Source organism: Pseudotabrizicola algicola (assembly GCF_010915705.1).
GTDB lineage: Bacteria > Pseudomonadota > Alphaproteobacteria > Rhodobacterales > Rhodobacteraceae > Pseudotabrizicola > Pseudotabrizicola algicola.
Genome location: NZ_JAAIKE010000013.1, coordinates 26121 through 38570, shown reverse-complemented (window position 1 = coordinate 38570; position 12450 = coordinate 26121). Strand labels below are relative to the sequence as shown.

The 12450-nt window shown below is 61.0% G+C and carries 14 protein-coding genes; 11 read left to right on the top strand and 3 right to left on the bottom strand.

Annotation, left to right across the window (positions count from 1 at the left end; all coding sequences use genetic code 11):
* Positions 1-165 precede the first annotated feature (165 nt).
* The 3 genes from G3572_RS20460 to G3572_RS20450 all read left to right on the top strand — a co-directional run bounded on the left by G3572_RS20460 (position 166) and on the right by G3572_RS20450 (position 2987).
* Positions 166-354: a heavy-metal-associated domain-containing protein gene (locus G3572_RS20460; protein WP_164615343.1), complete on the top strand. Its 189-nt coding sequence runs from the start codon at positions 166-168 to the stop codon at positions 352-354.
* Positions 355-383: 29 nt separating this feature from the next.
* Complete coding sequence (gene copM / locus G3572_RS20455) at positions 384-809, top strand: CopM family metallochaperone (protein WP_164615341.1); 426 nt, start codon at positions 384-386, stop codon at positions 807-809.
* Positions 810-887: 78 nt separating this feature from the next.
* Complete coding sequence (locus G3572_RS20450) at positions 888-2987, top strand: copper-translocating P-type ATPase (protein WP_205518836.1); 2100 nt, start codon at positions 888-890, stop codon at positions 2985-2987.
* Positions 2988-3113: 126 nt separating this feature from the next.
* Here the strand turns inward: G3572_RS20450 and G3572_RS20445 are convergent, their stop codons facing one another.
* From G3572_RS20445 to G3572_RS20435, 3 genes are read right to left on the bottom strand one after another with little or no spacing between them, the layout of a single operon-like run.
* Positions 3114-3701, bottom strand: a complete 588-nt coding sequence (locus G3572_RS20445; RefSeq protein ID WP_164615339.1) for a cobalamin biosynthesis protein CobQ — start codon at positions 3699-3701, stop codon at positions 3114-3116.
* 4 nt (positions 3702-3705) lie between these two features.
* The gene (locus G3572_RS20440) at positions 3706-4425 is read right to left on the bottom strand and encodes a DsbA family protein (RefSeq protein WP_164615337.1); all 720 of its coding nucleotides are present in this window, start codon (positions 4423-4425) and stop codon (positions 3706-3708) included.
* A 44-nt stretch (positions 4426-4469) separates the two neighbouring features.
* The gene (locus G3572_RS20435; RefSeq protein ID WP_164615335.1) at positions 4470-5033 is read right to left on the bottom strand and encodes a L,D-transpeptidase; all 564 of its coding nucleotides are present in this window, start codon (positions 5031-5033) and stop codon (positions 4470-4472) included.
* A 524-nt stretch (positions 5034-5557) separates the two neighbouring features.
* Here G3572_RS20435 and G3572_RS20430 point away from each other — a divergent pair.
* From G3572_RS20430 to G3572_RS20395, 8 genes are all read left to right on the top strand, one after another.
* Positions 5558-6118 (top strand): L,D-transpeptidase, encoded by a 561-nt coding sequence (locus G3572_RS20430; protein WP_164615333.1) that lies wholly within the window; start codon positions 5558-5560, stop codon positions 6116-6118.
* Between the two features lie 510 nt (positions 6119-6628).
* Positions 6629-7309, top strand: coding sequence for a c-type cytochrome (locus G3572_RS20425; RefSeq protein WP_164615331.1), 681 nt, complete (start codon positions 6629-6631; stop codon positions 7307-7309).
* Between the two features lie 2 nt (positions 7310-7311).
* Entirely contained in the window at positions 7312-8295 is a 984-nt protein-coding gene (locus G3572_RS20420; protein ID WP_435530994.1) for a c-type cytochrome, read from the top strand.
* Entirely contained in the window at positions 8285-8713 is a 429-nt protein-coding gene (locus G3572_RS20415) for a FixH family protein (protein ID WP_164615329.1), read from the top strand. Before G3572_RS20420 ends, G3572_RS20415 begins: the two co-directional genes overlap by 11 nt.
* Positions 8703-9194, top strand: a complete 492-nt coding sequence (locus G3572_RS20410) for a hypothetical protein (RefSeq protein ID WP_164615327.1) — start codon at positions 8703-8705, stop codon at positions 9192-9194. The genes G3572_RS20415 and G3572_RS20410 overlap by 11 nt, the downstream gene beginning before the upstream one ends.
* A complete protein-coding gene (locus G3572_RS20405) occupies positions 9191-9934 on the top strand; it encodes a ferric reductase-like transmembrane domain-containing protein (protein WP_240335663.1) in 744 nt (247 codons plus the stop codon). The genes G3572_RS20410 and G3572_RS20405 overlap by 4 nt, the downstream gene beginning before the upstream one ends.
* Positions 9921-11876 (top strand): penicillin-binding protein 2, encoded by a 1956-nt coding sequence (gene mrdA / locus G3572_RS20400; RefSeq protein ID WP_164615325.1) that lies wholly within the window; start codon positions 9921-9923, stop codon positions 11874-11876. Before G3572_RS20405 ends, mrdA begins: the two co-directional genes overlap by 14 nt.
* The gene (locus tag G3572_RS20395) at positions 11873-12349 is read left to right on the top strand and encodes a c-type cytochrome (RefSeq protein WP_164615323.1); all 477 of its coding nucleotides are present in this window, start codon (positions 11873-11875) and stop codon (positions 12347-12349) included. The genes mrdA and G3572_RS20395 overlap by 4 nt, the downstream gene beginning before the upstream one ends.
* The last annotated feature ends 101 nt before the right edge of the window (positions 12350-12450 follow it).

The following is a 12450-nucleotide window of genomic DNA, read 5'->3' as shown; positions in this document are numbered from 1 at the left end:
GCACTCCGGTGGCGAGTTACTCCGCTGACTGAGATAGGGCTTCCCATGATGGTAAGGTCAAGCCCTGATTTCAATTTGTATGATCACGGAATTGTTCTCTTGACCTTACAACGGTGGGAAGGCCCATATCAAAGTGCATGAGGCGACTGTCCAAAGGAGACACTCATGCAGTTCCACATCGAAAACATGACCTGCGGCGGCTGCGCGCGCAGCGTCACCAAGGCGATCCAGTCGGTGGACCCCTCCGCTGAGGTGACCGCAGATCCGGCCTCGCACAAGGTCGAAGTGAAATCAGCGGCTTCTCGCGATCGGTTGGTCGCTGCGCTGACCGAGGTCGGCTACGCGCCTGCCTGACAAAGCATAATCATCGAAGGAAAATCTGAATGAACAAACGTACTCTCGCGCTGTCTATTGCTGCAGTTGCTGTTGTCAGCGGAATCGCATTCGCCCAGCAAACCATGGAGGGCATGGACCACTCCAACATGGGTGGCATGGGCATGGGGGATATGGGCATGATGAGCCATGCGACCCTGATACCCCCGGAACTCGCCAATGACCCGGCTACCGTCGCCAACGCTGCCGCGATGGACAAGATGATGGCCGACATGATGGTGCCCTATACCGGCGACCCGGATATCGATTTCGCCCGGGGCATGATTCCTCACCATCAGGCCGCCATTGACATGGCGAAGATCCAGCTTGAATTCGGCAAGGACCCCGAAATGCGCAAGCTGGCGGAGGCGATCATTGCGGCGCAGGAATCCGAGATCGCTACGCTCAAGGCCTTTCTCGCCACCAAGGGCATGTAAGCCCGGGATGACCTTGAGCGGCGCGGTCGGGATCGGCCGCGCCGCCTGTTAATCCGGGACGCAAAGGAGTTCGGTTCGATGGCCAACAGCGCGCAGAAACCGGACAACCACCCGCCGAACGCCGGAATGGACCATGCCGGGATGGGTCATGGTGCCAAGCCCTCAGTTGATCACACCTCGATGGGGCATGCGCCACAGGGGGGTAGTGCCCACGCAGGACACGGCGACATGGTGGCCGATTTCCGCCGCCGGTTCTGGGTATGCCTCGTCCTGACCGTCCCGGTCTTGGTGCTGTCGCCGATGGTGCGGAACTTCACGGGGCAGGGGATGGCACCCCTGTTTGCCGGCGAAGAGTGGGTCGCGCTGGCCCTGTCTTCGATCATCTATTTCTGGGGCGGCTGGCCTTTCCTGAAAGGGGCGCTTCCAGAAATCCGCAGTGGTCGTCCGGGCATGATGACGCTGGTCGCGCTTGCCATCTCGACAGCCTATTTCTACTCGGCTGCCGTCACGCTGGGACTGCCCGGCGGAGAGCCGTTCTATTGGGAACTGGCCACGCTCGTCACGATCATGCTTTTGGGACATTGGCTTGAGATGAGGTCCGTCCTCGGCGCTTCTCGCGCTTTGGAGGAACTGGTACGCCTGCTGCCCGATACCGCACTGCGGGTCACCGCGGACGGTGGAACGGAGGACGTGCCCGTCGCGGCCCTGATCGCCGGCGACCGGGTCGTGATCCGCCCCGGCGCCAAAGTGCCGGTCGATGGAACGATCATCGAAGGCACATCATCCTTCAACGAGGCCATGCTGACCGGGGAATCGAAACCTGTCACGCGGTCTGCGGGCGAGGTTGTCATCGGCGGTGCGGTAAATGGCGAAGGTGCTGTTACCATCGAGGTGAAGGCGACGGGCGAGGCGACCTACCTGTCACAGGTCATCGCCATGGTGAAAGTGGCGCAGGACAGCCGCTCGCGCACACAGGATCTGGCTTCGCGCGCAGCGACTGTCCTGACTTGGATTGCCATCACCGTCGGCCTCGGATCGTTCGGCTACTGGTATGCGGTCGGGGCGGGGGCCACTTTTGCGCTTGAGCGGATGGTGACGGTCATGGTCATCGCCTGCCCGCATGCGCTTGGCCTTGCCGTGCCGCTCGTCGTGGCCGTCTCGACATCGCTGGCAGCGCGCAACGGACTGCTGATTCGCGACCGTGCGGCCTTCGAGCGTGCGCGGGATCTGAATGCCGTGGTCTTTGACAAGACAGGCACACTGACCGAGGGCAGGTTCGGCGTCAGCGATCTGGTTTTGCTGCAAGATGGCGACGAGACAACCGCCTTGCGCCTTGCGGCATCGGTTGAAAGCCAGTCGCAGCATCCGATCGCCATGGGAGTCGTCGCCGCCGCGAAAACCCGTGGCATCGGATTTCCGGCCCCGGAAGGATTGCAGAGCATCACTGGTGCTGGCGTAACGGCGCGCGTTGAAGGGCAGGAAATCGCGATTGTCAGCCCCAGTCATCTCCTGCGGCAGGACAGACCTGTAACCGACCCCCGACTCGCCCTGCTGGAGGCGGCCGGCAAGACCGTCGTGGTGCTGGAGGTGGGCGGCCAGCCCTATGCGTTGCTGGCTTTGGCAGACATCGTGCGCACGCAATCGCGTGATGTCGTCGCGCGTCTCAAGGCAAGGGGTGTCAGGTCCATCATGATGACGGGAGACGCGGAGGGGGTCGCGAAATCGGTCGCTGCAGAACTCGGCCTCGCTGAATATTTCGCACAGGTTCTCCCGGAGCAGAAAGCGGCCCGCGTGAAAGAACTTCGCGCCAGGGGTCTGAAGGTCGCAATGGTTGGAGACGGGGTGAACGACGCGCCGGCGCTCGTCGAAGCCGATCTTGGAATTGCCATTGGTGCGGGCACGGATGTCGCCGTGGAATCCGCCGACGTGGTCCTGGTGCGGTCTGACCCACGGGATGTGGAGGCCATTCTTGGCCTGTCCCGAGCGACGTATTCGAAAATGGTGCAGAACCTGATCTGGGCGACCGGATACAACGCATTTGCCATTCCAATGGCTGCTGGCATCACGTTCGGCACCGGCTTCCTCATGACACCTGCAGTCGGCGCCGTATTCATGTCGGCATCGACCATTATTGTAGCGATCAATGCACAACTCCTGCGGCGATACAGATCGAGCTAAGGGAACATTGAGCGCCTAGCAAGACCAAGCGGCCCTTTCGAAAAGCTCAGAGGGGGCGCGATCAATCCCGATTGACAATGCAAGCCTTACGGAGCGAGAATCCGGAGCATGTTGCGGTGCGCTCTTTCAGCCCATGCCGTGAAGTCCGTGGAAGCCGCCTGTAACTATCACGGGTACGACGATCAGAGCGGCCAAAATGACGATCACGACGCGCTGCCAAAGTTTTCGGTGCCGCCAGCAGAGAAAGGCAGTGGCGAACAGAACCAGCCCTAGTTCCACCACGCCGATGATACCGCCGTAATAGTTCGGGTCCCAGTAGCTGACCGGACTGCGGAATACCCAGTCCGACACGGGCCAGAATTGGCGGCGAGCATCGTCATGATGGGTGATGAAGTCGGTGGCCGCGTGCAAAAAGCCGGCCCCTGCAAAGGCGGTGAGAATGAGGTGACGTCGCCAGTGTCCAAGAGCAAGAAGCAGGCCCCAGACGAAAAAGCTGTGATCAACGGCAAAGACGGCCTGCCATGAGTGCGAGTAGAAGAGGTCTCCAAAAACTTCATGCTGCGGAATTCCGACCAGGCGTGTCGAAAATAGGACCAACGCAAACATCGGAACATCAGGAGCGAGCCCGCCCAGTATGGCCGCTACCAGAGTGGACGGCACGACGGGCCGCGCAAAGACAGCGGCCCCGATCAGCATATGAGTTGGTGTGTTCATCGCATCAACAGGCCGGAAATGGTTCGGCCTTCTCTTCTTCCGCAATCTGTCGGAGAAGGGAAAGGGGAACCGCACCGCTGAGCACGGTCCGTCCGATCACCAGACCTGGGGTGCCGATGAACCCGAAGAGATCGGCAAGTGCGCGTGTTCGGTCGAGTTCGGCCTGGACCCCGGCGGAGGACATGTCGATTAAGAGCTGCTCGACATCCAGATCAAGGGACTCCGCAACACGACGTACCGAGGCCTCTTCGGCAACCATCGGTGTCCGCATGAAGCGGCGGCGAAGCTCCTGTTGCTTGCCCTGACGTGCGGCGGCAACGGATGCCCGGGCGGCCAGCTCAGACGGCGGCCCGAAGATCGGAAGTTCGTGTTGCACGAGCCGGAATGCAGTTGGGTCCTCGGCCAGTAGGCTTTCAAGATCTCGCTCGAGAGCACGGCAGAACGGACAACGAAACTCGCTGAAGTAGGCGATGGGAACCTCAGAATTGGAGGCGCTGTTCCCAAATAAGGCCGGGCATGGGTCGGTGCGCAGGGTCTCCATGCGCGCCCTGCGTGCTCCCGCTTCAGGTAGTGGCCCATCGAGACCGACAAGTGCGATGTTTGCCGTGGAGGTCTGACCGGCCAGCTCCAGTCGACGAAATGGCGGCACACCCTCGATGTCGACATAGGAAAGTCCGCGTCCGCCAAGCCGGTCCCAAGGCAAGGCCCGCAGTCCATAGATCACGGCAATGATGCCCCCCACTACAAAGAGATCACGACGCCGAATCGTCACAGGACTGTCACCGGTGTTCCGACGGGTACCTGCTCGTAGAGTTGGATCACATGTTCGTTCAGCATCCTGATGCAGCCGTTCGACACAGATTGTCCAATCGACCAGGGCTCTGTCGTGCCGTGAATCCGGTAGTAGGTGTCGCGCCCGTCGCGGTAAAGGTAGAGGGCTCGGGCGCCCAGTGGGTTGCCCGGTCCGCCCGGCACCCCATCGGCGAATTGGGCATAGCGATCGGGATTCCGGCGGATCATGTCGTTTGTCGGGCGCCATGACGGCCATTCGGCCTTTCGTTCGACGATTGCCGATCCCTTGAATGCCAGACCGGCCTTGCCGACGCCAACACCGTACCTGACGGCCCGCTCGGAATCGAAAACATAATAGAGAAAGAAACTTCGCGGGAAGACCAGGATCTGACCGGGGGCATGTTGCTCTCGGACTCGGACCTCACGAGGTTGAAATTCGTCGGCCAGGACAAAGGGTTCTTCGGTATGGGCGCGAAGGACAGTTGGCATCGACAGGGTTGCGGCGGCTGCGCCGGTGAGAAAGGATCGACGGAAAATCATGCGAACTCCTGAGGGGAACGTGAAGGACGAGGGTTCACTCAGAAGAAGGTTCGCGGAGGTGGGCGTCGGGGGGCAAAGGCTCGGCTCGAAGCCGAGACCGGCGTGATCACGAATTGCTCTGACTTGGCAGACGGTGCCACCTCGAAAAATGACAAGGTGGCAGTTGCGACAAGCTGGCAGGAGGCATGGCCTGATCCGTCGCTGCAAAAGGCGTCCTGGTCCACAGCTGCGGTTTGAGCATGATCTGCATGCGCGCCGTGGGATGCGTGATCAGGAAGCGCCGCCCATAGAAGGGCGACGAGCAAGCACAAACCGCACAAGATGTTCGCAAACTTACGCATAGGCGCAGAATAGCGCTCTTGGTGTATGGGAGTGGTGTTCACATCGAAGTGAGCAGAGAATTTCCCAACAAAAATCGGCGAAAGCGCCACGGCTTCACCTCTTTGTGACCACTGTGAGACGGGAAGCGATTTGACCTTCCCACGTTGGAACCCGGCAAAAGTTACAAAAAAGAGGAGCAGACCATGCGAGTCAGTCGACGACTTTTCGTTGCCGGAGCCCTTGCCGCGCCTTTCTTGACGGGTCGGGCAGCCTTCGCAACCGAGGATAACCAAGGGCCCGTCCGAAACAACATCTCGGCGTTCCGTACCCATGAGTGGCAGAACCACTTCGACTCGCTTGGGGTGGGGGTTATCATCTCTGACACCACAGCCAAGGTTCTCCAGCACTGGACGAGCGATGGTCAGATGTTTCTCTACCCCACTTCGGTTCCGCTGTCGGATGAACTGACCCGGCGGGGATATACCGAGGTCGTCGAGAAGCGGGAAAACCCGAGCTGGGCTCCGACACCCTCGATGCGGGAGCGCAACCCGGAATGGCCAGCCTTTGTGCCAGGAGGCGATCCAACCAATCCGCTTGGCACCCGCGCCCTGTATCTCTCGTGGCAGTACTACCGGATTCATGGTACCCACGATACGCGCAAGATCGGTCGCCGTTCATCGAACGGCTGCATCGGGCTTTACAACGAGCACATCGAAGAAGTGTTCGACCGCACGCCGGTCGGAACGAAAGTCAAGCTGATCTGAACAGATGAGAGCGACAGCATACCCATTGGCCTTCCCGCAAAACCTGCTTGTACGCAGGTGGTTGCGTTTCGCGTCGATGTGGCTTCTGACTGTCGCTCTGGTCATGGGCTTGATGTTGGGACAATCTGCTGAAGCAGCGTCTGGCAACGAGCATCATTCCGGCCTCACCGTCGAGGCTGCAGATACCCCCGAACAGCAATCTTCGGTAACGCCTGCCTGCCATCCCGGCGTCACTTGCACAGCGTTCGTTTTGCCGGATGCTCTGGCATCGATACAGCCCAAGGCCGTTCCGGCTGTGCTTCAGCCCGACGCTGAGCAGTCGCAACGCCGTTTTGGCGGCCCGGCCATCACACTTCCTCCCCCGCGAACCCTGACCTGACAGTCAGGCCGAACGATTGTTCGATGACCAGAAGAGCCGGTTTGAAAGACTGGCTCAGGTTCGACCCTTTCTCAGCCTGACTCCAGAATTCATCCCAAGGTGCGAACCGCCTGACCGGCAGGGCGCAGCCAATGAGCAACAACAAAAAACCAAGGGCAGTCAGGCAGATGAAATCTCAATGGACGGGCGCGATCGCGCTTGCCGTTTCCGCCGTCGCGGCAGTGGCACTGGCACATACGGGGGCGACGGGCGTCGTCCTGGACCGAATGAACGGAATGACGGCAATGCGCGACACCATCGCAGAATTGGCACCGATGATGCAGGGCACCGTGCCCTACGACACCTTCATTGTGTCTGAAGGCGCCAGCGTCATTGCAAGTCATGCGGGCGGGACGATGCTGTCGCTCTTCCCTGAAAACAGCCTTGAAGGCGTCACCTATGCCAAGCCAGAAATCTGGGCCGATTGGCAGGAGTTCGCGGCCCTCTCCGAAGAGCTGAAGGCCTATGCTGATGCCTTGGCTGAAGTTGCCCCGAACGGCCTCGAGCCCGCGATTTCGCCAGCTGGCGAGATGGCTGGCATGGATCACTCGGGCATGGACATGACCGGAACACCGCAACCAACGCAGGGCTTCACGGTCGCGGAATTGATGGGATACGGAGCGGCTTCGGAAAAGATCGCGGTGACACGAGGGACATCCGACCCGACAATTTTGGAGCTCGATCTGACGACACTGGCGGCGGACGACCTCTTCAACCGGATCAGCGCGACATGCTCTTCCTGTCATGCGCAGTTTCGTGCGGGCCGGAACTGACCATGCGGGGTTTGATCCGGCTTTCCTTTGTCTTCCCAGCCATCGTGGCAGGTATAGGTGCCGGAGTGTTGGCACTTTGGCCGATCGGGGAGGTCGAGCCCGCGAGCTTTCCTTCCGGCGATGCCGAACGTGGGGCCTATCTCGCGCGCGCAAGTGGCTGCGTGTCCTGTCATACCAACTCGGCCGCCAAAGGACTGGCGCTCGCGGGAGGTGCGCCTCTTGACACGCCCTTCGGCACCTTCGTGCCACCGAACATCACACCGCATCGGGAGGCCGGGATCGGGCGATGGACTGTGCAGGATTTCGCCAGGGCCGTGCGCCAAGGGGTGTCGCCCGACGGAGACCCCTACTATCCGGTTTTCACCTACTCTTTCTACGGCGTTTTTACCGATCAGGACATTGCCGACCTCTGGGAGGCGTTCCGTACCGTCCCGGCTGTTGGCGATGCAGCCCCACCCCACGACGTCGGCCTTCCGTTCAGTTTCAGATCGGGGCTGAAGCTCTGGCGCGCGGCCTACCTTGACACGCCCGAGACGGACGCACTTATGGGCGCATCTTCCCCGTGGAACCGCGGACGGCAACTGGTCGAGGGGGCTGCACATTGCGCTGCCTGTCATACGGGCCGGACCCTGGCAGGAGGTCTGGATGACAGCGCTCGCTTTGCTGGAAACGATAGTCTCCCAGGCGGCAGCAAGGCTCCCGCGATCCTGACGAATGAGCTTGTCGCAAGAGGATGGACCGTAGCCAATCTCGCCTATGCGCTTCAGTCCGGAATCCTGCCGAACGGGGACGCGTTTGGCGGCAGTATGGCCGAAGTCGTAGTAGCGGGCACCTCATTCCTTACCGATGCGGACCGCGAAGCGATTGCAACCTATCTCCTCGATCCCGAGGGCACCGGAGAAATTCCGGAAGCTGCCCCGGCACCGGTCGAGACCCCGATGGCCGGAATGGATCATTCACAAATGGATATGGGAAATGGGAACTAGAGCTCTCGCCGCCATTCTGGCCCTCGGCGTTCTTGCCTTCGTCGGCGTATTTATCTTGACGACAGTCTGGACCCTAGACCCACGCGAAACGACGTCGGCCGATGGCAGCCCAACAGCCTCTGTGTCCGAGCGGCTTTCGGATGGACAACTTGACGTTCAAGTCTTTGCGCTCAGCAACCAAGAGGTTCGCCTCGAAATCCAGTTCATGCCCAATGCCGACGCAATCGAAACCGCAGGAATGCGGCCAGATGTGAACTTTGCAATGGCCGCTATGCACATGGACGGGGTCACTCCGCCGCTAGCTTTGGTCGAGGCAGGCGTCTGGCGGGCAAAAGTGAAGCTGCCGATGGCCGGTCGGTGGGTCGTCAGCGTGGGCTTTGGTGAAGAATTTGCAGAGGTCGAGTTTGATGCGCGATAACCCAAGTCCGGCAACTTTTCTGAATGATGACAGCCTTCGCCGCAACCTGCGCGGCCTGGCTGTTGGCATCACCCTGTTTGTGGTCCTCGGCACGGTCGCTGCCGTATGGGCGAACCCACTTTTTGTCCGGATGACTCCAGTCGGGCCTTGGGAGTTCGTCGCGACCGTTCTGACGGCCTTCCTTGGAGGTGTGACAGCGGCGATGTGGGTCCCTCAGTGCAACTTGCGCGCTTCCGGGACGGGTGGGCTTGCCAGCTTTCTCGGAATCGCCTGCCCAACCTGCAACAAGGTGCTCATGCTGGTCTTCGGTGGACCGGCACTTCTTGCCTGGTTTGATCCGCTCCGGCCGTGGCTTGCGACTGCCGGGCTCGTCATCATGGGCACCGCCGCGTTGACAACGTGGCGCCGGTTTCGCGCTGTCCGCACTGGCAACAGGAAGGTGCAGGGACTGCGGGGCCTTGACCGGGGTGACGTGAAATGAAGACAGTCACGGTCCATGACCCAATGTTCCGACGGCTGAGCCGGAATGTACTTTTGCGGCACGGGCTGATGGCCCTCCTCTCTGCTGGCTTGGTTCTGATTTTTGCGGCTATCCATGGCGAGTGGAGTCCGATGCACCGCTGGAACCGGGCACTTGCCGACGCCTCGCTGGTGCTGGTTGCGCTTTCGATGGGTCTGGGTCCATTGGCCCGGCTCCTTAGACCCGCAGTGTTGGTGCTGCCCTACCGCCGCGAGGCGGGCATCTACGGCTGCCTTCTGGCGCTTGCGCATGCTGGAATCATTCTTGTCGGCTGGGTCGAATGGGACCTGATGCGCCTCTTCGGCTTCGAATGGCATCCCGACCTCCTCAGTTATGTCATGCTTCAGCATGGCTTTGGTCTGGCCAACGCAATCGGGATCGCCGCCTTGCTCCTCGCGATCCTCCTGGCTACAACCTCAAGCGAGGTCGCAATGCGCCGCCTTGGCGTTTCCGGCTGGAAGTTCCTGCAGATGGGTGTCCTGCCGCTTTGGTGGCTGTCTGTAGCGCATGTCGCCTACTTCCTGTTCATGCACTTCCTCAGCTTTCACCGGGCGACGCCCGAGCCTAACCCCCTGCAGTATTGGTTCGTCGGACTGGTTCTCTTGGTCCTGGGACTGCGACTTGCCGCTTACCTGAAAACCATCGGCGGCAGACGCATACCGGAGTCTCAGGACGAGAGGGCCAAGCATGCGCCGATCTGAACGAGATCTTGCCCGGGCCGCACGGGTAACGACGCGTCGGTCGCTGTTGCTTGGCGGTGTGATGACCTCGGTGGTCGGCGTGCTTGGTTTCCGGATGTGGCAACTGGGTGTACGCGATGCTGAGGAATACTACCTCCTCGCCGAGGAAAACCGGATCAATTTGCGGCTGGTGCGCCCCGACCGGGGCCGCATCTTCGACCGCTCGGGTAAGATCGTCGCGGACAATGAACACACCTACCGGATTACGCTCGTGAAGGAGGAGGCCCGGGACGTCGATGGCGTCCTTGCGAAACTGCAGCGGCTTCTTGGTCTGACGGGTGAGGTTATCGACCGGATTCGGGAGCAACTTGACCGCGTTCGGGGCTTTGTCCCGGTGACCGTGAAGGACAGGGTCACCTGGGAAGAGTTGTCAATCATCGCCTTGAACACCCCGGCGCTTCCGGGTGTCCACCCGGAGATGGTCCTGTCCCGGGTCTATCCCTTCGGGCCAGACTTTGCCCATCAGGTCGGCTATGTGGGACCCGTCAGCGACAGCGATCTCACAGCCAATGACGGGGAACCCGATCCGCTTTTGCGCTCGCCGGACTACCAGATCGGCAAGACGGCGCTTGAGCGGATCCACGAGCGCGCGCTGCGCGGTGAGCCGGGAGCTCAGCGGGTGGAGGTCAACGCCGGCGGCAGGACCATGCGCGAGCTGGCACTTGATCCGCCGACCCCCGGCTCGGACATGCAGATCACACTGGATCATCATTTGCAGAACTTCATGCGTGTGCGCCTCGAAGGACAAAGCGCGGCAGCAATCGTAATGGATGTGACAAATGGTGATCTCCTTGGCTGCACGTCTGCCCCCGCATTCGATCCGAACCTTTTCGTGCGGGGGATCTCAAGAAAGGACTACAGCGGACTGCGCGACAGCGAGTTTCGCCCGCTTGCCGACAAGACCGTTCAAGGGGCCTATCCGCCGGGGTCCACGATCAAAATGGCGAATGCGCTCGCCGCTCTGGAAAGCGGGGTCATGGATCCAGCAGAAACCGTGACCTGCAACGGGTACGTGGAAATCTCTGGTCGCAGGTTCCATTGCTGGAAAAGCGGCGGCCATGGGCGGGTCGACATGGTCGGTGCGTTGCGGCAGTCCTGCGACGTCTACTTCTACGAAGTTGCGCAACGGATCGGGATCGATGGCATCTTTGCGATGAATGACCGTCTCGGACTGGGCCAGAAATACGACCTTCCGCTGTCGGGAATGGTTCACGGCAACAATCCCTCGCGCGCCTGGAAGCAAGAGCGTTACGGTCAGGATTGGTTGATTGGCGACACGATCAACGCGTCCATTGGCCAGGGCTTCACGTTGACCTCGCCAATTCAGCTAGCCACGATGACCGCGCGCCTTGCCTCAGGAACGGCAGTCCTCCCGCGTCTCGTGCGCCCGCCTGGTGGGGCCAGCCCGGGTGAACCTGCGCCTGTCTCACTTGGACTTTCGGCAGAAGCGCTTGCGATCGTGCGACAAGGGATGTTCGAGGTGTCGAACCACGAGCGCGGCACCGCATACGGGTCACGGATCGCGGATGTGACCAAAGCCATGGCCGGGAAGACCGGAACGAGCCAGGTGTTTTCGATCACAGCGGCCGAGCGCGCAGCCGGTGTCCGATCGCAGGACGAACTCCCATGGAACAGGCGGGACCATGGGCTGTTCGTGGCCTTCGCACCCTTTGATGCGCCTCGATATGCCGTGACTGTTGTAGTGGAGCATGGCGGCGGCGGCTCAACGGCGGCGGCACCGATCGCGCGCGACATCATGCTCTTTGCCCAACACGGCGGCCTGCCGCCCGAAGATGCCTATCCTACTGCTCAGCGGGCCCGAATTCGGGAGGATCTGGCTCAACTGTCCGAACGGATTCTCCCGCCGGATGGGGTGACACCGATCACCGTGAGCCGGACATGAAGGCCTCCAAGCCAAGAAATGGCAGGTTCAGAGGCGCTGCGGTTGTTGCGCCCGCGGCAATCTTTCTGCTGTCCGCGCCGCAAGCAGGCGCGTTCTTCCACAATAGCCCAGATCTCGAACAAGGTCGCGCCATCTATGGGGCGCAATGCGCGTCGTGCCACGGCGCCGATCTGGAAGGGCATCCCGACTGGCGGTCGGCGAATGAGGACGGGACCTATCCCGCCCCGCCGCATGATGCGAGCGGCCACACCTGGCATCACGGCGACATCATGCTGCGCGACTACATCAAACGCGGCGGGCAGGCGGTCCTTGACGAAATGGGCGTTGCCTTCAGCTCCGGCATGCCGGCTTTCGGCGACCGTCTGACGGACGAGGATATCGAAGCTGTTCTGGATTACATCAAATCGACTTGGCCCGACGGCATCCGCGCCACGCAAGCAGAGCGCAGCGCCGTCGAGGCGCTCGCGCCATGATGCCTGGCCCGAACGATAGGCTGTCGGTCCAAGTTTGAACTTGCCCCTCTAGTTACTTGAGGAAGCATCAACCCTCAAAGAATTTACGAAATGAAAGGTCC

What these genes read in the sequence shown, in the direction of transcription:
- mrdA (WP_164615325.1), top strand. Translation starts at nt 9,921, where the DNA reads ATGCGCCGATCTGAACGAGATCTTGCCCGGGCCGCACGGGTAACGACG.
- copM (WP_164615341.1), top strand. Translation starts at nt 384, where the DNA reads ATGAACAAACGTACTCTCGCGCTGTCTATTGCTGCAGTTGCTGTTGTC.
- G3572_RS20445 (WP_164615339.1), bottom strand. Translation starts at nt 3,701, where the DNA reads ATGAACACACCAACTCATATGCTGATCGGGGCCGCTGTCTTTGCGCGG.
- G3572_RS20420 (WP_435530994.1), top strand. Translation starts at nt 7,312, where the DNA reads ATGCGGGGTTTGATCCGGCTTTCCTTTGTCTTCCCAGCCATCGTGGCA.
- G3572_RS20410 (WP_164615327.1), top strand. Translation starts at nt 8,703, where the DNA reads ATGCGCGATAACCCAAGTCCGGCAACTTTTCTGAATGATGACAGCCTT.
- G3572_RS20450 (WP_205518836.1), top strand. Translation starts at nt 888, where the DNA reads ATGGCCAACAGCGCGCAGAAACCGGACAACCACCCGCCGAACGCCGGA.
- G3572_RS20435 (WP_164615335.1), bottom strand. Translation starts at nt 5,033, where the DNA reads ATGATTTTCCGTCGATCCTTTCTCACCGGCGCAGCCGCCGCAACCCTG.
- G3572_RS20460 (WP_164615343.1), top strand. Translation starts at nt 166, where the DNA reads ATGCAGTTCCACATCGAAAACATGACCTGCGGCGGCTGCGCGCGCAGC.
- G3572_RS20395 (WP_164615323.1), top strand. Translation starts at nt 11,873, where the DNA reads ATGAAGGCCTCCAAGCCAAGAAATGGCAGGTTCAGAGGCGCTGCGGTT.
- G3572_RS20425 (WP_164615331.1), top strand. Translation starts at nt 6,629, where the DNA reads ATGAGCAACAACAAAAAACCAAGGGCAGTCAGGCAGATGAAATCTCAA.
- G3572_RS20415 (WP_164615329.1), top strand. Translation starts at nt 8,285, where the DNA reads ATGGGAACTAGAGCTCTCGCCGCCATTCTGGCCCTCGGCGTTCTTGCC.
- G3572_RS20405 (WP_240335663.1), top strand. Translation starts at nt 9,191, where the DNA reads ATGAAGACAGTCACGGTCCATGACCCAATGTTCCGACGGCTGAGCCGG.
- G3572_RS20430 (WP_164615333.1), top strand. Translation starts at nt 5,558, where the DNA reads ATGCGAGTCAGTCGACGACTTTTCGTTGCCGGAGCCCTTGCCGCGCCT.